The sequence below is a fragment of the Bacillus sp. FSL K6-4563 genome, assembly GCF_038630405.1.
In the GTDB taxonomy this organism is placed as follows: Bacteria; Bacillota; Bacilli; order Bacillales; family Bacillaceae; genus Bacillus; species Bacillus pumilus.
The window spans coordinates 2,924,796-2,947,874 of record NZ_CP152030.1 but is presented as its reverse complement, the minus strand read 5'-3'; the positions used below and the strand labels follow the sequence as shown (position 1 = coordinate 2,947,874).

The 23,079-nt window shown below is 41.4% G+C and carries 22 protein-coding genes; 17 read left to right on the top strand and 5 right to left on the bottom strand.

Going from position 1 to position 23,079, the window contains the following annotated elements; translation table 11 throughout:
* Nucleotides 1–5 precede the first annotated feature (5 nt).
* The gene (gene sufB, locus MHH54_RS15055; protein ID WP_003213112.1) at nucleotides 6–1,403 is read left to right on the top strand and encodes a Fe-S cluster assembly protein SufB; all 1,398 of its coding nucleotides are present in this window, start codon (nucleotides 6–8) and stop codon (nucleotides 1,401–1,403) included.
* Between the two features lie 52 nt (nucleotides 1,404–1,455).
* On the opposite strand, the gene MHH54_RS15050 is transcribed toward sufB, so the two are convergent.
* Nucleotides 1,456–2,106 carry an NAD(P)H-dependent oxidoreductase gene (locus MHH54_RS15050; RefSeq protein WP_003212749.1) on the bottom strand — a complete coding sequence of 217 codons (651 nt, stop codon included), beginning with the start codon at nucleotides 2,104–2,106 and terminating at the stop codon, nucleotides 1,456–1,458.
* An 83-nt stretch (nucleotides 2,107–2,189) separates the two neighbouring features.
* Between MHH54_RS15050 and MHH54_RS15045 the strand changes: the two genes are divergently transcribed.
* Nucleotides 2,190–3,119, top strand: a complete 930-nt coding sequence (locus tag MHH54_RS15045; RefSeq protein WP_003213589.1) for a WYL domain-containing protein — start codon at nucleotides 2,190–2,192, stop codon at nucleotides 3,117–3,119.
* A gap of 76 nt (nucleotides 3,120–3,195) precedes the next feature.
* On the opposite strand, the gene MHH54_RS15040 is transcribed toward MHH54_RS15045, so the two are convergent.
* On the bottom strand, nucleotides 3,196–4,395 hold the full coding sequence (locus MHH54_RS15040) for a DUF418 domain-containing protein (protein ID WP_003213374.1): 1,200 nt from the start codon (nucleotides 4,393–4,395) through the stop codon (nucleotides 3,196–3,198).
* A 254-nt stretch (nucleotides 4,396–4,649) separates the two neighbouring features.
* Between MHH54_RS15040 and MHH54_RS15035 the strand changes: the two genes are divergently transcribed.
* The 11 genes from MHH54_RS15035 to MHH54_RS14985 all read left to right on the top strand — a co-directional run bounded on the left by MHH54_RS15035 (nucleotide 4,650) and on the right by MHH54_RS14985 (nucleotide 14,297).
* Nucleotides 4,650–5,345: a response regulator transcription factor gene (locus MHH54_RS15035; RefSeq protein ID WP_003213710.1), complete on the top strand. Its 696-nt coding sequence runs from the start codon at nucleotides 4,650–4,652 to the stop codon at nucleotides 5,343–5,345.
* Nucleotides 5,332–6,639 (top strand): HAMP domain-containing sensor histidine kinase, encoded by a 1,308-nt coding sequence (locus MHH54_RS15030; protein ID WP_003213249.1) that lies wholly within the window; start codon nucleotides 5,332–5,334, stop codon nucleotides 6,637–6,639. The genes MHH54_RS15035 and MHH54_RS15030 overlap by 14 nt, the downstream gene beginning before the upstream one ends.
* A gap of 37 nt (nucleotides 6,640–6,676) precedes the next feature.
* A complete protein-coding gene (gene psiE, locus MHH54_RS15025; RefSeq protein ID WP_003212694.1) occupies nucleotides 6,677–7,105 on the top strand; it encodes a phosphate-starvation-inducible protein PsiE in 429 nt (142 codons plus the stop codon).
* Nucleotides 7,106–7,325: 220 nt separating this feature from the next.
* A complete protein-coding gene (locus MHH54_RS15020) occupies nucleotides 7,326–7,871 on the top strand; it encodes a PadR family transcriptional regulator (protein ID WP_106035554.1) in 546 nt (181 codons plus the stop codon).
* Nucleotides 7,864–8,610, top strand: coding sequence for a transporter (locus MHH54_RS15015; RefSeq protein ID WP_106035553.1), 747 nt, complete (start codon nucleotides 7,864–7,866; stop codon nucleotides 8,608–8,610). The genes MHH54_RS15020 and MHH54_RS15015 overlap by 8 nt, the downstream gene beginning before the upstream one ends.
* Nucleotides 8,611–8,867: 257 nt before the next feature.
* Entirely contained in the window at nucleotides 8,868–9,776 is a 909-nt protein-coding gene (locus tag MHH54_RS15010; RefSeq protein ID WP_342500378.1) for an alpha/beta fold hydrolase, read from the top strand.
* Nucleotides 9,777–9,915: 139 nt separating this feature from the next.
* A complete protein-coding gene (locus MHH54_RS15005) occupies nucleotides 9,916–10,869 on the top strand; it encodes an iron-siderophore ABC transporter substrate-binding protein (RefSeq protein ID WP_003213260.1) in 954 nt (317 codons plus the stop codon).
* Nucleotides 10,870–10,939: 70 nt separating this feature from the next.
* Nucleotides 10,940–11,956 carry an iron ABC transporter permease gene (locus MHH54_RS15000; protein ID WP_003213394.1) on the top strand — a complete coding sequence of 339 codons (1,017 nt, stop codon included), beginning with the start codon at nucleotides 10,940–10,942 and terminating at the stop codon, nucleotides 11,954–11,956.
* Entirely contained in the window at nucleotides 11,949–12,986 is a 1,038-nt protein-coding gene (locus MHH54_RS14995) for an iron ABC transporter permease (RefSeq protein WP_003212627.1), read from the top strand. Before MHH54_RS15000 ends, MHH54_RS14995 begins: the two co-directional genes overlap by 8 nt.
* A 21-nt stretch (nucleotides 12,987–13,007) precedes the next feature.
* A complete protein-coding gene (locus MHH54_RS14990) occupies nucleotides 13,008–13,727 on the top strand; it encodes an IucA/IucC family C-terminal-domain containing protein (protein ID WP_003213057.1) in 720 nt (239 codons plus the stop codon).
* Nucleotides 13,728–13,838: 111 nt separating this feature from the next.
* Nucleotides 13,839–14,297, top strand: coding sequence for a hypothetical protein (locus MHH54_RS14985; RefSeq protein ID WP_003212829.1), 459 nt, complete (start codon nucleotides 13,839–13,841; stop codon nucleotides 14,295–14,297).
* Between the two features lie 81 nt (nucleotides 14,298–14,378).
* On the opposite strand, the gene MHH54_RS14980 is transcribed toward MHH54_RS14985, so the two are convergent.
* Nucleotides 14,379–15,257 carry an endonuclease gene (locus tag MHH54_RS14980; RefSeq protein ID WP_106036194.1) on the bottom strand — a complete coding sequence of 293 codons (879 nt, stop codon included), beginning with the start codon at nucleotides 15,255–15,257 and terminating at the stop codon, nucleotides 14,379–14,381.
* Nucleotides 15,258–15,426: 169 nt separating this feature from the next.
* Here MHH54_RS14980 and MHH54_RS14975 point away from each other — a divergent pair, with 169 nt between their 5' ends.
* Entirely contained in the window at nucleotides 15,427–16,662 is a 1,236-nt protein-coding gene (locus MHH54_RS14975; protein WP_034620181.1) for an alanine--glyoxylate aminotransferase family protein, read from the top strand.
* Nucleotides 16,663–16,821: 159 nt separating this feature from the next.
* Nucleotides 16,822–18,012 carry a tetracycline resistance MFS efflux pump gene (locus MHH54_RS14970; RefSeq protein WP_003213581.1) on the top strand — a complete coding sequence of 397 codons (1,191 nt, stop codon included), beginning with the start codon at nucleotides 16,822–16,824 and terminating at the stop codon, nucleotides 18,010–18,012.
* A gap of 53 nt (nucleotides 18,013–18,065) precedes the next feature.
* Here the strand turns inward: MHH54_RS14970 and MHH54_RS14965 are convergent, their stop codons facing one another.
* Both MHH54_RS14965 and MHH54_RS14960 read right to left on the bottom strand, forming a co-directional pair.
* Nucleotides 18,066–19,223, bottom strand: a complete 1,158-nt coding sequence (locus MHH54_RS14965) for an oxalate decarboxylase family bicupin (protein WP_003213134.1) — start codon at nucleotides 19,221–19,223, stop codon at nucleotides 18,066–18,068.
* A gap of 64 nt (nucleotides 19,224–19,287) precedes the next feature.
* Nucleotides 19,288–20,448 carry a helix-turn-helix domain-containing protein gene (locus tag MHH54_RS14960; RefSeq protein WP_342500377.1) on the bottom strand — a complete coding sequence of 387 codons (1,161 nt, stop codon included), beginning with the start codon at nucleotides 20,446–20,448 and terminating at the stop codon, nucleotides 19,288–19,290.
* A 320-nt stretch (nucleotides 20,449–20,768) separates the two neighbouring features.
* Between MHH54_RS14960 and MHH54_RS14955 the strand changes: the two genes are divergently transcribed.
* Together MHH54_RS14955 and MHH54_RS14950 are read left to right on the top strand one after the other, a co-directional pair.
* On the top strand, nucleotides 20,769–21,620 hold the full coding sequence (locus tag MHH54_RS14955; protein WP_003212748.1) for a DUF72 domain-containing protein: 852 nt from the start codon (nucleotides 20,769–20,771) through the stop codon (nucleotides 21,618–21,620).
* A gap of 63 nt (nucleotides 21,621–21,683) precedes the next feature.
* A complete protein-coding gene (locus tag MHH54_RS14950; RefSeq protein WP_003213502.1) occupies nucleotides 21,684–23,057 on the top strand; it encodes a bifunctional UDP-sugar hydrolase/5'-nucleotidase in 1,374 nt (457 codons plus the stop codon).
* Nucleotides 23,058–23,079: the final 22 nt, after the last annotated feature.

The following is a 23,079-nucleotide window of genomic DNA, read 5'->3' as shown; positions in this document are numbered from 1 at the left end:
AATGGATGGCTAAAAAAATGCCAGATGTTGGTGAATATAAATACGGCTTTTCTGATAAAGACGTTTCCATTTTCCGTTCAGAGCGCGGACTGACAAAAGAGATCGTTGAAGAAATTTCTCGTATGAAAGAAGAGCCTCAGTGGATGCTCGACTTCCGTTTGAAATCTCTTGAGCTCTTTTACAACATGCCGATGCCACAATGGGGCGGAGATTTAAATGCATTAAACTTTGATGAAATTACGTACTACGTAAAGCCATCAGAGCGCTCTGAGCGTTCTTGGGATGAAGTACCAGAAGAAATCAAAGAAACCTTTGATAAGCTTGGTATCCCTGAAGCAGAGCAAAAGTACTTAGCAGGTGTATCTGCTCAGTATGAATCTGAAGTTGTGTATCACAACATGAAGCAAGACCTTGAAGATCTAGGCATTGTGTTTAAAGATACAGACAGCGCATTAAAAGAGAACGAAGACATCTTCCGTGAGCACTGGGCAAAAGTCATTCCTCCGACTGACAACAAATTTGCTGCGCTTAACTCGGCTGTATGGTCTGGTGGTTCATTTATCTACGTACCGAAGGGCGTCAAAGTAGATACACCACTTCAAGCATACTTCCGTATCAACTCTGAAAACATGGGTCAGTTCGAGCGTACACTGATCATCGTTGATGAAGGCGCACATGTGCATTACGTAGAAGGCTGTACAGCACCAGTTTACACAACAAACTCACTTCACAGTGCGGTTGTTGAAATCGTCGTGAAAAAAGGCGGCTACTGCCGTTATACAACGATTCAAAACTGGGCAAACAACGTTTTCAACCTTGTGACGAAACGTACAGTATGTGAAGAAAATGCGACAATGGAATGGATTGATGGAAACATCGGTTCTAAGCTGACAATGAAATACCCAGCAGTCATCTTAAAAGGTGAAGGCGCACGTGGTATGACATTAAGTATTGCCCTAGCAGGTAAAGGTCAGCACCAAGATGCAGGTGCAAAAATGATTCACCTTGCACCAAACACATCTTCAACGATCGTATCGAAATCGATTTCCAAACAAGGCGGTAAAGTCACATACCGCGGAATCGTTCACTTCGGACGTAAAGCAGAAGGTGCACGCTCAAACATCGAGTGTGACACACTCATCATGGATAACAAATCAACATCTGATACGATTCCTTACAATGAAATCTTAAACGACAACATTTCATTAGAGCACGAAGCCAAGGTTTCAAAAGTATCAGAAGAGCAGCTATTCTACTTGATGAGCCGCGGAATTTCTGAAGAAGAAGCAACAGAAATGATCGTCATGGGCTTCATCGAACCATTCACAAAAGAACTACCAATGGAATATGCCGTTGAAATGAACCGTTTGATTAAGTTTGAAATGGAAGGTTCAATCGGTTAATAAAAAAAGACCAAAAACGTGATATCAAACGTTTTTGGTCTTTTTGTTTTGCTTACATCCCGCTAGGCTGGTAAAACGCATCAAAGGCTTTAGACAAATCGTCAGTTGCAGATGTCAAGATCGTTTCTTCCTCTAAAATCGCTGTTCCTTGTGCTCGGACAATATGAAATTGTTGAAAGCCCATCAAGTTTTGGAATATTTCTTTTAGGTAGTAATGTGAAAATTCCAGAGGTGTGTATCGATCGTTATTTGTGAAAATTGAGCCACTTGCTTGAAGCAAAAGTACACGATAATCGTCAGTCATCAGACCAACTGAACCATTTTCTGTATATTTAAACGTTTCTCTCGCAATAAAAATATTATCTATATAATCTTTCATACGTGACGTCACATTGAAATTATGAACAGGTGACACAATGACGATTCGATGATGTGCTTTGAATTGAGCCAATAAAGCAGATGAAGCAGCAGCGATGTTTTCTTCGGTAGCTGTTAATGTTTGTTCAGATGCTTGCTTATTCCAAATACGTAACAGCTGGTCTTTTTCGATACGAGGAATTTCAGTTTCATGTAAATGTAAAATGGTTGGTTCATCATGAGGGTATCTTTCTTTAAACTGTTCTAAAAATAGTGTTTGCAGTTTGTTTGAATAACTTTCTCGATGAGTGAAATCAGGGTGCGCGTTAATGATTAATGTTTGCATATACATGCTCCTTTTCTTTTGATAAACTGAGTATAAAATATAAAGGTGACAAAACATGTCACCTTTTTTAAAAGGAAATTCAAATGAAAAAATCAGAACGATTAAACCAAGAGCTTATTTTTTTAAGTGATAAATACTCATTTCAATTAAAGGATTTAGAAACCGAATTTGGCATATCGAAACGTACGGCTTTGAGAGATATGGAAGAGCTAGAGTCCATGGGCTTAGCTTTTTACGTTGAAAATGGCAGACATGGAGGATATCGACTGGTGAAACAATCTCCAATGGTCCCTATTTATTTCAATACCGATGAAGTTCAAGCTATTTTTTTCGCGCTTAAAGCGCTAGACCTGGTGTCAGCAACACCATTTAAAAAGTCCTACTCACAAATTCGGCAAAAGCTGTTTGCCACAATGTCTGATGAGAGAAAACAAATGATCACAGAGACTTTGGATGTGATTCATTACTATAATGTCGCACCAGTTAGTGAACAAAATCATTTGGAATTGATTTTACAGGCGATGATGGAAGATCAAATCGTGAAGATGACGTACACGCAATATGAAAATAAAAGGATCAGGCTGCAATTTCTTGAGTTGTTTTATCGAAATGGGATTTGGTTCACCAAAGCATATGATGTTCAAAATAAAAAGTGGGACATCTATAGATGTGACTTTATGAAGGACTTGATCATTGAAGAAGGCAGAGACACCTTTACGAAGGAAGAATTAAAAGCACTGCAGCTCGAGTACGAAAAAACTTATCATGACATCTCATTTAAATGTCGATTAACGGAACAAGGAAAAGAAAAGTTTTTGAAGAATCATTACCCGAATATGAGATTGGAGATCATTGATGATACTCCATATATTATGGGTGGGTACAACCAAGAAGAATTATCGTATATGACTCACTATTTGATCTCATTTGGGAAGCATGTGAAAATTGAATACCCAGATGAATTAAAAGAGAGTTATTTGACTCAATTACAAGAAATGATTGAGCAGTATTGAAAGTGAACGGATTGTCTCTGAATCACAAACTTAACATATTAAAAAAGGCGAACTGTAGCCATTCGCCTTTTTTCTTTTACTTCGCCGCATGAAATGTATTGGTTTTCGATCTGTCATTGACCTTCCCATACGTCAGCTGACGCCAAATAAATTCCATCGGTCCATACTTAAACCGCTTTAACCAAAACGTACTGAAAAGCACAAGGAAGACATACACGCCAATAGCCATGAAAAACGTACCAGCCGGCTGAAGATGATCGACAAGCCCCGCTCCATACTTTAGAAATAGCAAGGTTCCAATGATCGAGTGAAGCAAGTAACAGGTCAGGGACATCCGTCCGACTTTTGTAAAGACCATCAAAGCACCTCGCAGCTGAGGAACGTGCAGAAACAGCATCGCAAGTGTACTCATATAAAACATACTGCCAGTTAGTCCTCCGTTTTGTTCAAGGGCAGTGGCAATGTTCACCCAGAGTGTATGTTCAAAAGGATTGATCGCTACTATGATCGTACTGCTTTGAGTGATGAGAAAAGCGATTGTACAGATGATCCAAATGCGATTCCAAATTGCTTTTTTCGCCTCCATGTTTTTGAAAAACTCCATTTTCACAAAATACACACCAAGTAAAAACATGAAGAACATGGAATAGACAGTGAAAAATGAACTGGAAGCCATTGTCACCATATCTGCCCACCGGTCACCAATAGATGCTAAATAAGTCAGACTGTTGTGGCTGATTAATTCAAAATCGGCAAAGTCCGGCTTGCCTGATGATCCTGAACTGATGGTATTGAGCAGCATTGTGAAAAAGGGTGTGAGCAATTGAATCACAAAGAGTGTGATCAGCCAGTTTCGGATGGTTTTGGCTGTGCGTTTGTAAAAGAAAAGCAATAAAAAGCCAGCAACTGCATAATAGGCCAAAATATCACCAATCCAAACAAAAGTTAAATGCAGAAGGCCAAACCCTAAGAGAATGGTTAATCTGCGGGCAAACAGCTTGTTCGGACTGTCCACCTTCTGAGCAGCTCGATCCATAAAAATCATAAACCCAACCCCGAATAGGAAGGAGAACAACGTAATGAATTTCCCAGAGGCAAACCAATTCACTAAGTTATGAAAGACATCATTTGATTCCATATCGAACCCCTTCGCCGAATCCACGATTAAAAAGTAATTGACCAAAATAATTCCCATTAAGGCAAATCCCCGTACGATGTCTAAGAAATGAACCCGATCCTTCAAATTCATCGCGTGTGCTACTTTGTTTGTATTCATATCCATGCTCCTTTTCTTGTTATGATAAAAATGTCATTCGAATCAATTCATCGATCCCTACAATGAATCAATATACGGTCCAATTCTTAACAATTTATGAAGATCCAATATTTTGAAAATAAATGTGACGAATTGATGGCAGAGGGGCAAATTCATAAACTGTTAAGGTTTATGCTGTATCTTTTCACATAGCTAGATGATATATAGTAAAGACATAAAAGAAAGTACATCACGTATCATGAGGTGAGAGAGACATGACGCATCGAATATTAATCGTAGAAGATGATCAAGATATTGGAGACCTTTTGCAGGAATCCCTTACACGTGCTGGATATGAGGTGCAAAGAGCGATGAATGGCGAGCAAGCATTGAAGTTTGTGGACGATTCGCTCGATTTGGTGATTTTGGATGTGATGATGCCAGGCATATCAGGCATTGAAACGTGCCAGCAGATGAGAGCCTCTTCTAATGTCCCGATTCTATTTCTAACAGCCAAATCAAGTACATTCGATAAAACCGAAGGCTTACTTGCCGGCGGGGATGATTATATGACAAAACCTTTTTCACAAGAGGAGCTTCATGCTAGAGTGATTGCACAATTACGCAGGTACACCGTCTATCAGGAAAAGAAGGAACAGGAAGAAACGTTTCTTGTTGGGGGCAAGCTGAGGGTGAGCGAAGAATTTAATGAAGTGTGGAAAGGAAATCAACAACTCAAGCTGTCTGATTTAGAATATCGTATGTTGAAGCTGCTCATGAGCAGGCGAAACAAAATCTTTTCAGCCCAAAATATTTATGAGAGTGTATGGGGACAGCCTTATTTCTATTGTTCCAACAATACGGTGATGGTGCATATTCGAAAGCTGCGTGCCAAAATTGAAGATGATCCTGCACGTCCTGTATATATCAAAACAGAATGGGGAAGAGGATACCGATTTGGCACATCGTAAATATACACTAGCCAAAAAGCTAGCACTATTGATTTTGACAGCTACGGTCGTGAGTGGACTTGTCTTTTTGACGCTGCAAAAGATCACCAATGACCTCATTGATGGATACTTGAGTTCGGACGAGTATTACGAGGAGGAGTCAGCCAGGTATATTCAAAAATTCAGCCACTATGTGTCTGAGAATGAGCTGTCTTCAACAGACCGAAAAGCGTTTGGTGAGTGGGTAAAAAAAGAGAATTACATTAATTTGACCATCTTCAAGGATGAAGTGCTGCAATATGACTCCATCTATTCGGCTGCTGATGAATCGGCGTATGGAAAAGAAAAGGTGACCCAGTACGCTGAGCATCATTCGTATCCAGTTCAGTTTAGCGACGGTGAAGGTCGCGTCATGGTGGATGGTTTCTATTCATCTCGCTACCACGATCTTGCCTTTACACTCGAGCTGCTCGGGGCGACGCTTATTTTTCTCCTCATTGTTCTGCTTGGCATTCGCAAAAGTTTACGCTATCTGCAAACGATTCACCAAGACATTCATATTCTTGAAGGCGGCGAGCTAGACTATGAGATGACGGTAAAAGGGCATGATGAATTAGCGATGATTGCCAAAAGTATTGAGGATCTTCGTAAAGCTTTTCTGGACAAGCTCCAAGCCATTGACGAGTTGCAAGAAGAGAGTCGCAGTCTGGTGACCGAAATGTCACACGATATGAGAACACCGCTGACGTCGCTCATGATGAACCTGGAGTTTGCGAAAAAAGAGGAGGCTGGAGCGGATCCCCGTAAAGATCAATATATAGCAAGTGCTTATGAGAAAGCATTGCAATTGAAAAATCTGTCTGATAATCTGTTTGCCTATTTTCTACTTGATAAAGAACAAGAACCTGAGCTTGAGACCGTTGCAGTCAAAGAGGTCATTTACGATCTTTTATCAGATCAGGTGGCGATCTTGCAGCAAGAGACATTCAAGGTTCATCTTTTAGGAGAGCTTCCTGACAGCTATATCAACGTGAATGTCGAGGAACTTGGCCGAGTGTTTGATAATCTGATGTCCAACATACTGAAATACGCCGATCCGAAAAAAGACATCAATTTCACCTTTCTATCCGATCAAGAAATGTTTGAGATCCATGTCAGCAATGCGATAAAAGAGACAAATGGCACGCAGGAAAGCACTGGACTTGGTGAACGAAGCATAAAACGAATGATGACCCGCATGCACGGGCAGTTTGAAAAGATGGAAAAGAACGATGTTTACTACATCGTGCTGCGCTTCTGGCACATCAAAATATAGATGACAAATGAATAACATGGAATGGAGAGACAATCTAATGAAACGATTCAACAACTTCCAAAAAGTACCCGATCTCTTGCAAGGTCTTCTGAATATCTGTCTGTTCTTTCTAGCCCTTGCTTTAAGCGTCCTCTTAATTAGTGAAACTTGGTATATTGTCCAATTTGTCTACAAGAATGTGGTCAACAAAGGAGAAAGCTATTATGAAATGCTTGGTGAGCTGCTGATCTTCTTTATGTACTTTGAGTTTATTGCCTTAATTATTAAGTACTTTAAATCAAACTTTCATTTTCCGCTTCGCTATTTTATTTATATTGGCATCACAGCCGTCATCCGTTTGATTATCATCGATCATAAAGAGGCTGTATCGACCTTCTGGTGGGCGCTGACCATTCTAGCCATGACCGTTGCACTCTTTATCGCCAGTAAACGACATGCTGTTCAGGAGCATGAAGAAGTGAAGTGAGGGAAGAAGACGAACGGTTGCCGTTCGTCTTTTTTTTGTTTGATCAAGGTGGCTCACTCATCGTATTGCACACCTCTATAAACATCACGCTAACGCTTGCTTACAGGATTTTTTGAGAGCTCTGAAAAAGTGCTTAGCATGAAAGAAAATTTAAATCTAATCTTGAAATAATACTCAATGTTGAGTATTGTGTAAATAGATATTGAATAGGAGGAATCTGATGACGGACTTATATATATTAGGATTAATATCGATGAAACCGATGTCAGGGTATGATGTTGAGCAGAATTTAAAAAATACAATGGTCGATAGATGGGGAGGAATTCTAGTTGGCTCAATCTATTATGCGCTAAATAAATTAGAAAAAGGAAACTATATAAAAGTTTGTGAAACTAGGACGGTAGGGAAAAAGAGTACTAAAATTTACAAGATTACAGAACTTGGAAAAGAACACAAGAAAGAATGTGTGATGAAATGTCTTGTAGAATCTCAAAATACTTATCCAACTCAACTTTTTGCTGGACTAATGTTTGCTGACGAAATTGAAAAACAAGAAGCTGTTAAATCATTAAATATTCAAATTGAAGCGCAAAAAAGACATTTAGCAGAAATAAAAAAGGGTGAAGAAGAAAAAGAGAAACAAATGAATCTACCTCCTTTAACAAGACTAACGTTTGATTACATTTATGAAATGGAAGAAATGAAAATGAAGTATCTTTATGAAGCTATTCATTTAATTAAGACGAGGGAGTTAACCGATGAATAAAATCGATCATATTGTTATCAATGTTGATGAGAAATATCAAAAAGACAAAAAAATGATAGATATGATACAACAAAATGGTTTTCCGTATGCACCTAAAAAAGGTAAAAGAACAAAAGGCTTTAAAATAAGCAATCTTTGGATTGGAAAGGAGTATCTTGAATTAGTGAATATAACACAGAAGGATGGCGGTGGCTGGAAAAAAGATTGGACAGAGTTGTATAATCGAGGCACAAGAGGAGCAATATGCTTAATGATTGATGTATCAGATATTGATTATTTACATCAATCGCTTTTAGACAAAGCATTTGATGTACAAACGCCAGAAAGAATCGAATATAAATTATTTGGACTACTTAAAATTTCATCACGATGGAGAAACATGTACTTACCTTATTTTGAAAAAGAGGCCTTTCAAATTGGATTTCAGCAATTAGATAACGAAGAAATTTCTGAAAAATTTCAAAAGAAAATGATCCCCAATAGTATCAGTCATAAGATAATGGGGATGACCAAAATTATAATCAATGGCAAGTGGACTGAATTAGACTACAATATGATTGAGAATACCTTTCGTAATACTCAAAAAGAAGGCAATGCATTAAAAATAAAACTTAATAATGGAAGCGATATAATTTTTGTTAAAAACAATGATTTTTCCCTTTACGTAGAAATGGATAATCACAGTTTTCAATCTAAGTCTATAACAAAAATAGAAAATGTATATTTAGTAAACAATTAGATTCAATACATACAGCTCATCATAAAACACGGACAATACATAAAAATGAAATCAATGGATTTGTTCATGAAAAGCTGTGAAGTAAATGACGTCTTTCCTGTCTTCCCTATCTCCGATGCAAAAAAAGCGTTAAAATAAATTGTTGCCATTATTCAAAGCAAGACCTTCCCTTTGTGGGAGATTACTTAATAGAATGTAGTCATGAGAATGGCCAGTATCGCTTGCCATTCTCGTTTCTGTTTGAAGGAGCGAAAAAATTGACAGACACTAAGACCGAACCATTCTCATTTGCAATTATGAAGCAGGCAGCTCCTGTTCATATTCCAGAAAGACAATTCATGCCATCACACGACGGCACAAGCCTTGCGTATTATCCGTTTTTAGCAGAAAAAAAGAACGAGGCAAATGTCATCTTGATCCATGGCGGAGGCGCTCACAGCCTAGCTGGTTATGAGCATATTGCCGATACGCTGCAACATGATTTTCATGTGAATACGTTTTTAATCGATTTAAGAGGTCACGGCCATTCGGAAGGGAAAAAGGGTGATACACCTAGTGTCACAGATGTGTGGCACGATATTTCGCAGTTTGTGGATACGGTCAAACAGCAGCATAAAGGAGCTGTTTATCTTTGCGGGCATTCATCTGGAGCGGGATTACTGCTAAACTACCTATCTTGGCCGAAAAAAAGAGAAGTAGATGGTTACTTTTTTATTGCCCCTGAATTTGGCTATCAATCAGGCACAGCAAGGCCTGATCAAATCCCTTTTGCGAGCGTTCAAGTATGGAAATTCGTTTTGTCTGCCATGACAAAAGGATTGTTGATGAGTCATTCTGAAGCCGTGCGTTTTCATTATCCGGCATGGGCAGTTGAGCAAGACCCGCTTTTGTTGACAGCCATCACCGTCAATCTAGCACTTGCCTTAACCCCATCTGTACCTAAAAAACAATTTGCGATGATGGATCGGCCATATGCGATGTTAGTAGGAAGTGATGATGAGCTGTATGATATAGAAAAATTTCCTGCCTATCATGAGCTGCCTGATGAAACGATTAGAAAACAATCAGTCTATGAAGTGATGGATGGACATACCCATTTGTCGGTGTTACTAGAAGCGGGAAAACGAATTGGAAGGACCATCCAAATGTGGAATCGTTCTATTTAGTATGAACAACTAGTCAACACTCTCCCTTTTTCTTAAAAATTTACATTGACACCATCCTTTTCTATGATAAAATCATAGTGTGATAATGAGAATCGTTATCAAACGATATGACTACATATAGAATGGATAGGTGAGGTACATGTTCAAAAAATCTTTTTGGTCGCTATTAGTTGTGCTCTCCATCGTTTTACTTGCAGCTTGCGGCAGCAATAGCAGTGAAGGCAAGTCAAACAGTAAAGAAAAAGCAAGAACCGTTGAAAGCGCTATCGGTTCAACTGAAATTAAAGGATCGCCTAAACGTGTGGTGACGCTGTACCAAGGAGCAACAGATGCAGCAGTCGCGATGGGCATTAAACCAGTGGGTGTTGTAGAATCTTGGCTTGAAGCACCTACGTATAAATATTTAAGAGATGACTTAAAGGATGTCAAAATTGTTGGGCAGGAAATACAGCCGAACTTAGAGGAAATTGAAAAACTTAACCCAGATTTGATCATTGCATCAAAAGTCCGCCACGAGCAAATTTTTGATCAGCTGAAAGAAATCGCTCCAACTGTTGCAACAGAAACAGTGTTCACATTTAAAGATACAGTGAAATTAATGGGTGAAGCGTTAAACCAGCAAGACAAATCAAAAGAATTGCTAACGAAGTGGGATGACCGCGTCGCTGACTTCAAAGAAAAAGCGAAAAAAGACATCAAAAACTGGCCAATGAGTGTGTCTGTAGTGAACTTCCGTGCAGATCATGCTAGAATCTATCAAACTGGATTCGCAGGGTCCATTTTAACAGAGCTAGGCTTTGAAGGACCTAAGAATGTCAAAGATAAAAAGCAAGACATCATTACACTGACAGACAAAGAGAGCATTCCGCAAATGGATGCAGATGTGATCTATTACTTCATGGATGATCAGGATAAAGCCGTTGAAAAAGCATATAAAGAGTGGACGAGTCATCCTTTATGGAAGCAGCTTGACGCAGTGAAAGCGAAACAAGTGCATAAAGTCGATGAAATTACTTGGAACATGGGCGGCGGTATTATTGCTGCAAACATGATGCTTGATGATATTGATGATCGTCTCGGAATTGATAAATAAGGATAACAGAGGAGAAAATGTGAAAAACCATTTTCTCCTTTTTCCATAACAGATTGAAAGCGGGAATCAGATGAGAAGTTTATTAAAAAAGGATTCGAGCAAGGCGCTGCTGTTTGCTGGATTCGTCGTATTGATGGTGGTCTTTTTTATACTCAGCATTTCTCTTGGGCAAACCTCGATTTCCCTCAAAGCCACCATCCATGCGTTTCTTCATTTTGATGAATCGGATCCAAACAGTGTCATTGTCATGACATCCAGATTATCAAGAGCTTTAATTGCAACAGTTGTTGGATCAAGTCTAGCCATTTCAGGTGCACTGATGCAGGCATTAACGAGAAATCCGCTTGCAGCGCCAGATTTGTTAGGAATTAATGCAGGTGGACTATTTTTTATCGTCATTTCAATTGTTTTCTTTTCAACAGAGTCATTAACAGGCTATATGTGGACAGCCTTTCTAGGTGCGGCAATTGCAGGGATGCTCGTTTTTCTCTTGGGCTCCATTGGAAGAGATGGATTGACACCGGTCAAAATTGTCCTTGCAGGTGCGGCGATATCTGCACTGTTTGCGTCCTTTACACAAGGTCTTTTAATCGTGAATGAACAGTCGATTCAAAGCATCCTGTTTTGGATGGCGGGTTCAGTGTCTGGAAGAAGCATTGATATGCTGCTGCCTGTTTTGCCTTATATTTTAGGTGCGACAGTTGTCGCGCTGCTTCTTGGACGCTCCATCAATGTCCTTTTGTCAGGAGATGATATTGCGAAGGGACTTGGTCAACGTACGCTGGCGCTGAAAATCACGATGGGAGTTCTCGTCGTCTTTTTAGCGGGTGGTTCCGTCGCTGTCGCAGGATCGATTGGATTTGTTGGTTTTCTAGTGCCGCATATTGTGAAAAAGCTTGTCGGACCTGACCACCGCTGGGTACTGCCGTATTGTGCCGTAGTGGGGGCGTCGCTTTTACTTGTCGCAGACCTTGCGGCTCGTTTTCTGATCATGCCGCAGGAAGTACCGATTGGTGTCATGACGGCGGTAGCAGGAGCGCCTCTATTTGTTTATCTCGTGCGCAAGGGGTTGAAGACAGGTGGCTAAAACATATACAGTGCGTTCAAAGGGCGGGCGCATTTCATTTCAATTTTCAAAGCGGACGTTTTTGATTTTACTTTTATTGACGGCCATTGCTTTTGGGTTATTTATTCTCAGTCTCTGTATGGGCAGCCGATTTATTTCGCCTGTGGATGTGCTTCTTCATATAATCGGTCAGGGAGAGGGAAATACCTTTGTGCTCAATACACTGAGGATTCCAAGAACACTGCTGGCTGTCTTAGTAGGGGCCGCACTTGCGGTATCAGGGCTCATTTTGCAAGGATTAATCCGCAATCCGCTTGCATCGCCTGACATCATTGGGATTACGAGTGGTGCTTCGTTCGGTGCGATTATGTTTATTGTCTTTTGGATGGGCACTGTGCCTATTGCATATCAATCCTTATGGGCGATTGCAGGTGCGTTTGCTGTCTCGTGTCTGATTTATTTGCTTTCATGGAAAAAAGGGGTCAAGCCGATCACACTTGTCCTAATGGGCATTGGGATTTCTGCCATTATGAAGGCGTGTGTGACGTTTACTCTTGTTCTTAGTGATACGATGACAACGACAAAGTCATATATCTGGCTGACAGGCAGTTTATATGGTTCTACGATGAAGGACGTCACGTCGATGCTTCCTTGGATCATGATCATTTTACCGATTGTCATGGTGTTAGCAAGAACGATGAATGTGAAGGAGCTTGGAGATGATCTTGCAACAGGTCTCGGGGTAAAAGTGCAGGCAAAACGGTTATTCTTTCTGCTGATGAGTGTGACATTGGCAGGGATTGCTGTTGCCTTTGCTGGCGGTATTGAATTTGTTGGACTGATGGCGCCGCATGTTGCACGGATGATCATCGGCCGTTCCTTCATTGCGCTGGTCCCGGCATCTGCGCTTGTTGGAAGTATTCTCGTGATGCTCGCAGATTTAGTCGCTAGAACGGCTTTTCTACCGTTAGATGTACCAGCAGGTGTATTCACAGCTGCAATTGGGGCACCGTTCTTTATTTATTTGTTATACCAGCAGAGAAATCGATAAACGAAAGATGGAGGTTTTGATATGAGGCCAGAGTGGGTTGAGAGAGAATTACTTGATTTCGGGGTACACATCACAAATGGACCAATGACATCTGATCGCACACTTGCTGCGCTTTTTTCAGAAGCATCTGTCCTGCGTTTATTAGAGGCTGAAAAGGAAGCTATGCATGCACCGAATGTGGCGGTAGCAGCGTCGATGTTTTCAAAGCGTTATGCCTACTTAGCGGTCAGTTCCTCTTTGTACATGATGACGCTGTATGACGGTGTTTATCAGTTTCCACCAGAGGCATGTGTCTTTAGAGAGGATCGGAAAATCGAAATTGATGAGTCATTGTGTTCGTTTGTTCCATTAGAAGGAGATCGGAATGAATGGAGAGAGCAGGTTGTGCATGCGCTGTTTACGGAGTGTGTCACACCTCTTTTAGATGTACTGAAGCGTACGTCAAGACTTCCGTATACCATTTTGTGGGAGAATATAGCAGTTCGCATCAATTCTCTTTATCGCAGCATGATGCGAGAGGCTGAAGACCCTGCGGTGAAGCAGCGCGTGCGAGAGGATTATCTGTATCTGAAGCAAGCAGCTGGTGATGTATTTGGAGCAAAACAAAATCCATTTCATCACAGCTTAAACTTAGATGACAGTTTACTAGAAACATCCAACCGAAAGACTTGCTGTATGTATTATAAGCTCGAGAAAAAATCTGAGAGTCTCGATTATTGTCTTGTCTGTCCGCTAAAATAAAAAAACACCTTATACTGAAGGTGTTTTTTTATTGGTTTAAATAGTTAGGTGTAAAATTAAATAAAGTTTTTTTGTTATTTCATCATCTCATATTTTATGGAAGGAACTCATATGAAAAAAATTATAATATGTATCATTTTTATGATGACAATCATCGTGGGCTTGTTTTTTATTCAACCACTTAAAAACCAAATTTCTTTTCTTACAGTAAAAAATACAAATCTGACTGAATTAAAGGTAGGACATTTGAAGTTGGGGTTGAAAAAGGAAAAAAGCAGTGAAAATGAATGGATGAAAACTTCAAATTCAAATTATTTTAAAGTGAATAGAAGAAAAGAAATAGTGGCAATTTCTTTAGAAAATAATCAAAGTAATATAAACAACACAATAAATATTCATTCAACTAAGAAAGATATATATGATTATTTTGGTGAAAATACATACGGTAGAGACGATGACCAAGGATATAACATAATAGGTTATAAGGATTCGGAGCATGATATCAAAATAGAATTTTTCTACTTAGATAAAAATTTAGAGAGAATAATCATTAGTGAATTTAAGGAATAACGGAATATCCAGAATGTGTATGAGCGGTGAAGTCATTTTATTTTAAAAGGCACTGCTTGTTCGTAGCAGTGCCTTTCTTTTTTATTCCCAAATCGCACTTGCCCATTCTGGGTGATCGATAAAGGGATTGCGGTTGTTCTGATACGTTTCATAAATAATCTCGTTGCGGTTTCGTTCGATTTGATCGACAGGATCTTGTTTGTGCCACTTGAGAAGTACGGACATTTTGCCGTGAAGAGGGGCGCTACCATTATTCACTTTGTCGTTTAATTCTAAATCTGGAAAGCGGTCATCGCCCTCGTACCGCACCGCCATATAAAAGAGCATTCTTGCCACATCCCCTTTCACCCGGCTGTGAGGTTCGAATGAGTCGCTATCGTAAAAATTGCCCGGCGCTCCCTTGTATTCATTTCCGCCCAGATCAAAATCTAAATTTCCTCGTGTGCTATTCGTTTGCACGTCTGTTGCTCGCAGATGATGGAGATCTGTACCAGGGCCCTGGCTTGTCCCAAAATTGCCGTGTGACTTAGCCCACACATGCTCCCGGTTCCACTGGCCAACATTTCCGCCATTCGATTGCTTTGAGCGGGAGACACCGCTATAGAGCAAGAGCACGTTGTTTGGATTTTTTGGATCTTCATCTGTTTTCTTTAAGGCATCCCAAACTTGGCTGTAGGATAGCTGCTTATGATCATCAATAATATCGTGTAAAGCTTTCTTTAAAGCGGGTCCTAATTTGCCATTAGCAGATTGATAATAGGAATCGATTTGACTTGTAGCGGTTGTTTTCGCTTGTTGTGTAGATGTTTCGTTTTGAAGCTGTAACGGGGAAAATGTGATGGTTTGGCTCGGTTCATTCAAAGTAAAGCTTTGAGCATTCGCAGTTTGCGGCAGCGGGGCGGCTAACGTACCGAATATCATGATTCCGGCAGCCACAGTTCCAAATAAGGTTCTCTTCATTCGATTTCCTCCTTGATAGGGAATGTATTCTCTTTATTTCTATCATAATGTCAGAAAGAAATAAATGGATTTCTCGTAAATTTTATGTAATGAGTTCATAGGAAAAGAGATTGCTATTTTATCAGCATTACTGTATAAGTGGGCATATAGGATGACAGCAAGGGAAAGGATGGATAACGTGAAAGAACTGCAAATACCTTCAAGAACGATTATGACACCAGGACCTGTTGAAGTAGATCCCAGGGTGCTCCGTGTAATGAGTACGCCAATTCTCGGTCAATTTGATCCAGCATTTACACATATCATGAATGAGACGATGACCTTATTGCGGTCCCTTTTCCAAACAGAAAATGAATGGGCTTTTCCAATTGACGGCACGTCTCGTTCAGGGCTTGAAGCTGTGCTTGCCAGTGTCATTGAGCCGGGAGATTCGATGCTTGTGCCTGTCTTTGGCCGGTTCGGTCATCTTCTCATTGAAATAGGACAGCGCTATGGTGCTGAGGTACATACAATGGAATGTGAATGGGGAACCGTTTTTGACCCTAGCGATATCATTCAGGAAATGAAGCAGGTCAAGCCTAAAATCGTTGCGATGGTCCATGGTGAAACATCCACCGGGCGGTTGCAGCCACTTGAGCAAATTGGTGAAGCGTGCCGGGCACTGGATGCATTGTTCATTGTAGACGCTGTAGCAACCATTGGCGGGGTTCAGGTGAAAGTGGATGAATGGAAGATTGATGCGGCGATTGGCGGTACGCAGAAGTGCTTGTCTGTTCCATCAGGTATGTCCCCTATCACGTATAATGACCGGGTTGCAGCTGTCGTTGAATCGAGAAAGAAAGTGGAAAAGGGAATTGCGACACAGGATGAATTGCAGGAGCAAATGGATATTTCTCCAATTAAAAGCAATTACTTTGATCTCAGCCAGCTTCAGGATTATTGGAGCCCTAGGCGATTAAATCATCATACAGAAGCGACAACGATGCTCTATGCACTTCGAGAAGGGGTTCGTGTTGTGCTGGAAGAAGGTCTGTCTGAGCGTTTCCAAAGGCATGCATTTCACGAGAAAGCCTTGATGAAAGGCCTTGAAGCGATGGGATTTGAATTGTTCGGTGATCCACATTGTAAAATGCCAGTTGTGACATGTATTGAGATTCCAAGTGGTATGGATGGAGAAGCGGTACGTGCCGATCTGCTTAAGCATTTTGGTATCGAAATTGCCAGCTCCTTTGGACCGCTAGCCGGACGTATATGGAGAATTGGCACAATGGGCTATAGCTGCCGAAAAGAAAATGTGCTGTTTGTGTTAGCAGGGCTAGAAGCAATTTTAATCAAGCATGGTGCATCCATCCATTGCGGCGCAGGGCTTCAGGCGGCTCTTTCTATCTATGAACAAGGTGAATAAAGTCATAAGGATACTCGCTATTTGCGGGTATTTTTTATTTGGAAAAGAAAACTAAATTTTGAAAAACTAGACTTATAGACAGTGATATCGCTATACTGAAGAAGTTCTGATCATTTTTGTCATCATTTTCATTTATTTTGCAGAAAGAGGTTTTTTGATATGAAGAAAATGGGCAGATTATATATTTTGATGCTCAATATTTTTATTGCCATGCTTGGCTTTGGCCTCATTGTCCCTGTCATGCCAAGTTACATTGAAGCCTTTGGCGCAACAGGAAAAACACTCGGTTTTCTTGTCGCTGCAACAGGTCTCACACAGTTTGCTTTATCGCCGGTCGCAGGCGCATTGACCGATCGATTTGGACGTAGAAAATTGATCATTGCGGGGATTGCCGGCTTTACGATTGCCCAGTTTATTTTTGCATTTGCTGATCAGCTTTGGATGCTGTTTGTGTCTCGGTTTTTAGGTGGTGCTGCCGGGGCTTTACTCATGCCAGCCATGTTTGCATACATCGCTGATATCACAAGTGAGAAGGATCGAGGGAAAGGAATGGGGCTATTTAGTGCTGCAATGACGTTAGGCTTTGTCATTGGACCAGGCGTAGGCGGCTATTTGGTCGAGTACGGAATCGCTTTTCCTTTTCTCATCGCAGGTTCCTTTGCAGCTCTTTCTACCCTATTGTCCATCCTATTTTTACCTGAAACATTAACAAAGGAAAAGCAGGAAGAAGCGAGGTTAAACAAAGACATTCATTTCAACCCGTTTGTACAAATGCTGCAAGCTTTAAAGACATCCTACGGTTTTTTGTTTATATTGGCGTTTGTCCTCAATTTTGGCATCATTCATTTTGAATCGATTTTCGGCTTATATGTAGACCAAAAACATGGATTTACACCGAAGGATATTGCGTTTGTGATTACGGTTGCGGGTCTTGCAGGCGTGCTTGTCCAAGGTGCGTTGGTGAATGCCTCTGTGAAACGATTTGGTGAAATGCGCGTCGTGCGTTATGCACTGCTAGGAGCGGCTTTGATGCTCATCGTCTGCCGTGTTGCGCCGTCCTTTTGGCTGATCTTTGCAGGCTCTATTTTATTTTTGTCGGCTACATCATTTGTTCGTCCAGCCCTCAATACATTGCTGTCCAAAATGGCAGGTAATCAGCAAGGAGTAGCGGGTGGCCTCAATACATCCTTTATGAGCCTTGCCAATATTGTCGGACCGAGCCTTGCGGGCATTTTATTTGATGTGAATATCGAGTTTCCTTTTATGCTCGGAACACTGGTGCTTTGCATAAGCTTCATTGCATCCATCGTGTGGGGGAAAAAAGTGCAGCATCCTTCGACAGTTTCTTAAAATTTGTTTATAAAAAACCGATCAGTACGGCTTGATCGGTTTTTTGATGCGCATCATCTCTTATATTTCACGACAGGTGATTTTTCTTTATGAAGCGCACGAATCATGGCATCATCTACATGCAAATGCTCTTTCACTAATTGAGGAGGTGTTAAGGCCATCCACTGATTCAACGAAATATCTGCAAAGCGATCACTTTTAAACATTTCTAAAAACCAAAGGCTCGTTTGGCCGATATTTTGGATGTAATGTCCCATACCAAAAGGAACATATCCGACATCACCTGCTCTGTAATTAAAGGTGCGGGCAGTGCCCCCGGCTCCAAAGACCGTCATTTTGGCTGTACCGGTTAAATAGTATTGCCACTCATCATTATTAGGGTGCCAGTGCATTTCTCTCATGCCGCCAGGCTTTACTTCAACAAGCGCAGCTGCAATGGTTTTTGAAACAGGGAAGTTTCGTGAATCGACAATGCGGACAGTTCCCCCAGAGGTCGTCAGCGGTTTTTGGCGAAGCAGCTGGTACGTAAATGGCGGCTCGATGCTTCCGTATGGATCAGATACCGTTTGGCTTTCTATTGATGCTGGCGGAGAGCCTTGAAACATGTAGCGCTGCTTATTCGGAATATGGTCAAACAGCTTCTCAGGAACGCCAAAATTGTCGGAGAGAATGTTTTTCGGTGTATGGGCAAACCAGTCTGTGATGGTGAACGTATCAAATTCAGAAAAAGCGCCATCATCAAAGACTAAAAGAAATTCACACCCGTCCTCAAGTCCTTGAATGGAGTGCGGAATACCTGGGGGGAAATACCATAAATCTCCTTCTGCTACATCAGCGATCATATTTCGCCCTTCTGCATCTACAGAGGTGATGCGGGCTTTTCCTAAAATCATATACGCCCATTCAGCCTGCTTATGCCAATGGAGCTCTCGCACTCCGCCTCGAGTCAGCCGCATGTTGACACCCGCAATCGTTGTGGAAACAGGCAGCTCTCGCTTCGTAATTTCTCTCGACCAGCCGCCATGATTTAAATGCATATGTGTATCGGAATATGAAAATTTTAAATTAGGAATGATTCCGGCATCGGTTTTAGGTGGAACAAGCATATCTGGGTTCTCGATATCTCGAAGGACGTCCCGCGGGCCTAGATCGGTGGCACCAGCACCATCCTCTCGAATGGGCTGCGGGATGTGACGCAGCTCATCATCCATTTATCATCCCTCCTCTTGTATCATTTTTCTCCTCCAAACTATATGAAACTTCGGAAGAAAACATTCACTCAGGATGGGGTGAAAGAAGCATGTGAATACGTAATGCTAAGCGCAGCCTTAATGTGGTTTCAGGGTCTTTTAAGCTGATCCGCAGCAGCTCCTCACACTTCTCCAATCGATAAATGACCGTGTTGCGATGAATAGACAAACGTTTCGCTGTTTCTGAAATGTGGCAATGCGTTTCTAAATAGACAGATAAGGTGTGGAGGAGATTTTGACCGGCTTCATATAACGGGTGAAGGTGCATCTGGTGAAACGTGACTAAATCCTTTCTTGGAATAAGCTTTAATAAATCTGGCACATCCTTTGCCTGATAGAAGTGTATATATTCCGACTGCGCCGAGAGATGTCCGGCTTGAAGCGCTTCTAATGCTTCTCTGTACCCCTCAGACAGGTAATTGATGCGACAACTAGTCAAGCTCGCGCCAAAGGAAATGGTGTGATTCACTTGAATGCTAACGAGCATCTGCAGCTGTTTCAAAAAAGAAAGGAGTCTGTCACTCATCTCTGACCAACTGCCCGTCTCTTCCATTAATACAATGCTCATATCACCTTTGACAAATAAAAAGGAAGGGAAAGGAGAGCTTGGAAGTGCGCTGTCGAGCAGATCAACGACTTGTTCTAACATCAGTTGCTGCTTCAAAAAATGAGTGGTCTCATGACACTGATCAAGCTGACAGATCATACATAGATAGCTGCTATCTACATTTAATCCAAACGCCTTCGCAATGTTTGCAGCGTCTTGCTGAGAATACGATGAACCCTCTATCCATCTGCGAAATCCTTCATTTCTGGCACGCTTGGCCGTTTGCTGGGCAGAATATTGTCTCATTCGCGCAATCGAGATTTCGTGTACTGCTTGTTCAATGATGACTTGCAGTGTTTCATCCAGCGGAAGGATGAAGGAAGGAATGACCACATACTCACATGTTTGTTCGGTTAGATCAATCGGAAAGACAGAAAAGGTTTGCTTCGTATCTATTATTGAAAAATAATGGGGTGTCCGGCTTTTGAAAAAGGGGAGAATGCGAATCCAATCTGGGCTCGTGATGATGATGTGCGAGTTGCAGAGAAGGCGCCCATGCTGGTTACACAAATAGACAGGCTTGTGAATCCTTTCGGCGATTTTTTGCAATGCTTCAAACTGGTTATCGTCTAAGTTCATATCCACTAAGTCTCCTTTATTGAGAACTTTAGTTCTTGGTGAAGATGAATAAATAAATGGACAATCACTGTTCACTTCTCTGATATGCATTTTATGTTATCAGCTCAAATCATTTAAGATAGAAAGTTGTCAACTAATATTACAAACAAACAGAGTTCTTGATAAAATCACGCACCACCAGTCATCTTCATTCAGAATTACCGGCAAATATGATATGTTGTAGACAGAAGAATTTCTTTCAGAAAGATGGGTATGACAAGAGAAAAAGGCTTTCATGTGAGGAAGCCGTCTATACATGAGAGTGGCAAGAGGTGAGAAACATGATTTATATCGGATTAACTGGCTGGGGTGACCATGACAGTCTTTATCCGCCGAAAATCGGCAGCGCGCAAAAGCTGTTTCACTATTCGTCTACGTTTCCCATTGTGGAGCTGGATGCCAGCTTTTATGCAGTTCAGCCTGAACGTAATCATGAAAAGTGGATCAAGGATACGCCAGATACCTTTCAATTTGTCGTGAAAGCATATCAAGGAATGACCGGTCATCAGAGAGGCGAAATTCCGTTTGCTTCGAAGGAAGAGATGTTTGACGCATTTATTCTTTCATTGACTCCGCTTATTCGTGAAGGGAAACTAGCCATGGTTCTATTTCAATTTCCACCATGGTTTGATTGCAAAAAAGAGCACGTCCTTTATTTAAGATGGTGTAAAGAGAAGATGGGGGACATTCCGTGTGCCCTCGAGTTCCGTAACCGCACATGGTTCTCAGATGAATTTTATGAGCAGACCTTGTCCTTTATGGAAAAAGAAGGCTGGATTCATTCTGTCTGTGATGAGCCGCAAGTTGGAGAAGGCTCCATTCCGCCAGTCATACAAGCTACACACCGTGATAAAACATTGGTCCGTTTTCACGGAAGAAATAAACAGGGCTGGCTTCACCCAGCAGACCATGAGAATTGGCGTGAAGTGCGATACTTATATTTATATAACGAAGCTGAATTAAAAGAGTGGAAAAAGAATCTCGACATCCTGCATCAGCAATCAAAAGATGTGTATGTCGTGTTTAATAATAACTCCGGCGGAGATGCAGCGGCGAATGGTCAGCAGATGATTGATTTGCTGGATATTACGTATTCAAGCCTTTCTCCGAAGCAGTTAGATTTATTTAGTTAAATGAGAGCTGCGGCTTTCAACTTGAATGAGACGGTTCAGTGACAACTTGAGGGAGAGATCAACATGCTGCAGAAGCTATGGTTATATCATACAAACGACTTGCACAGCCACTTTGAGAACTGGCCCAAAATCGCAGCTTATATTGAGGAAAAGCGTCAAGTTCACGATCAGATGCTCTTGTTTGATATTGGCGATCATATGGACCGAGTGAACCTTGTGTCAGAAGCTGATTATGGAAAGGTAAACGTCAAGCTTCTCAATCAACTTGGCTATGATGGGGTCACGATTGGGAATAATGAAGGCATTACGCTGCCTCATGATCAGCTCGATCAATTATACGAGCATGCACAATTTCCAGTGATCCTGTCTAATTTATTTGAGAAAGGCAAAAGGCCAGCGTGGGCAAAGCCCTATCATATAATCCAAATGGAAAACGGACTGAAAATATGTCTCTTAGGCGTGACCATTGCGTATACACCTGTCTATGAAAAGCTGGGCTGGGAGATTACAGATCCGTTTGACAGCATACGGGACATGCTGCAGGAAGTGAAGGGACAAGCGGATATCATTGTGCTCTTATCCCATCTTGGTATCATCCATGATCGGGAGGTCGCCCGTGATTTTCCTGACATCGATATTATCCTAGGCTCACACACGCATCATTTGTTAGAACAGGGTGAAATGGACAATGGCGTACTGCTTGCATGCGCTGAAAAGTATGGGCATTATATTGGCTGTGTCGAGCTGACCGTTGACACAGCGAGCAAAGAGTTAATCGAGAAAAAAGCAACGGTGCAGTCAGTGGAGCAGCTGATCAGTGAATCAGATGAAGCGATCACAACCTTACAGCAAGCAGGGAGAAGAGCGAAAGCCCTCATGCAGGAAAAAGTAACCGCGATTGAGTCAAGGTTAGAAACGAAGTGGTTTGATGAATCCCCGCTTCCGCAGCTCTTAACAGATGCCATTAAAGATTGGTGCGGGGCAGATATCGGCATGATGAATGCAGGTATGGTGCTTGATTCATTAGAGGCAGGAATCGTGACTAGAGAAGAAGTCCACCGAATCTGCCCGCACCCAATTAATCCAATTCGGGTGACGCTTACCGGTCAACAGCTCATCGAAACCGTTCGGCGTGCCTGTGAAGAAAAAATGGAACAGCTACGCATCAAGGGCTTCGGCTTTAGAGGCGAGCTGATGGGGAAAATGCTGTATAGCGGCCTCACCTATACAGTAGAAGAAGGTGAAACCAAACGAGTAAAGGATGTTTTTGTGCATGATCAATTGATCAGAAAAGACGCCTTATATACGGTTGGCACAGTCGATATGTATACATTAGGCTCTCTATTTCCTCATATCCGTGATCATGAACACATTGAATATTTCATGCCAGAATTTTTACGTGATGTGCTTACTTGGCGCCTGAAGGAAGCCACATGAAATCCGCTTTAGCCTAACAACA

Excerpts from the sequence above, each read along its gene's own strand:
- sufB (WP_003213112.1), top strand. The coding sequence starts at position 6 with ATGGCTAAAAAAATGCCAGATGTTGGTGAATATAAATACGGCTTTTCT.
- MHH54_RS15050 (WP_003212749.1), bottom strand. The coding sequence starts at position 2,106 with ATGCAAACATTAATCATTAACGCGCACCCTGATTTCACTCATCGAGAA.
- MHH54_RS15045 (WP_003213589.1), top strand. The coding sequence starts at position 2,190 with ATGAAAAAATCAGAACGATTAAACCAAGAGCTTATTTTTTTAAGTGAT.
- MHH54_RS15040 (WP_003213374.1), bottom strand. The coding sequence starts at position 4,395 with ATGAATACAAACAAAGTAGCACACGCGATGAATTTGAAGGATCGGGTT.
- MHH54_RS15035 (WP_003213710.1), top strand. The coding sequence starts at position 4,650 with ATGACGCATCGAATATTAATCGTAGAAGATGATCAAGATATTGGAGAC.
- psiE (WP_003212694.1), top strand. The coding sequence starts at position 6,677 with ATGAAACGATTCAACAACTTCCAAAAAGTACCCGATCTCTTGCAAGGT.
- MHH54_RS15020 (WP_106035554.1), top strand. The coding sequence starts at position 7,326 with ATGACGGACTTATATATATTAGGATTAATATCGATGAAACCGATGTCA.
- MHH54_RS15015 (WP_106035553.1), top strand. The coding sequence starts at position 7,864 with ATGAATAAAATCGATCATATTGTTATCAATGTTGATGAGAAATATCAA.
- MHH54_RS15005 (WP_003213260.1), top strand. The coding sequence starts at position 9,916 with ATGTTCAAAAAATCTTTTTGGTCGCTATTAGTTGTGCTCTCCATCGTT.
- MHH54_RS15000 (WP_003213394.1), top strand. The coding sequence starts at position 10,940 with ATGAGAAGTTTATTAAAAAAGGATTCGAGCAAGGCGCTGCTGTTTGCT.
- MHH54_RS14990 (WP_003213057.1), top strand. The coding sequence starts at position 13,008 with ATGAGGCCAGAGTGGGTTGAGAGAGAATTACTTGATTTCGGGGTACAC.
- MHH54_RS14985 (WP_003212829.1), top strand. The coding sequence starts at position 13,839 with ATGAAAAAAATTATAATATGTATCATTTTTATGATGACAATCATCGTG.
- MHH54_RS14980 (WP_106036194.1), bottom strand. The coding sequence starts at position 15,257 with ATGAAGAGAACCTTATTTGGAACTGTGGCTGCCGGAATCATGATATTC.
- MHH54_RS14975 (WP_034620181.1), top strand. The coding sequence starts at position 15,427 with ATGGATAACGTGAAAGAACTGCAAATACCTTCAAGAACGATTATGACA.
- MHH54_RS14970 (WP_003213581.1), top strand. The coding sequence starts at position 16,822 with ATGAAGAAAATGGGCAGATTATATATTTTGATGCTCAATATTTTTATT.
- MHH54_RS14965 (WP_003213134.1), bottom strand. The coding sequence starts at position 19,223 with ATGGATGATGAGCTGCGTCACATCCCGCAGCCCATTCGAGAGGATGGT.
- MHH54_RS14960 (WP_342500377.1), bottom strand. The coding sequence starts at position 20,448 with ATGAACTTAGACGATAACCAGTTTGAAGCATTGCAAAAAATCGCCGAA.
- MHH54_RS14955 (WP_003212748.1), top strand. The coding sequence starts at position 20,769 with ATGATTTATATCGGATTAACTGGCTGGGGTGACCATGACAGTCTTTAT.
- MHH54_RS14950 (WP_003213502.1), top strand. The coding sequence starts at position 21,684 with ATGCTGCAGAAGCTATGGTTATATCATACAAACGACTTGCACAGCCAC.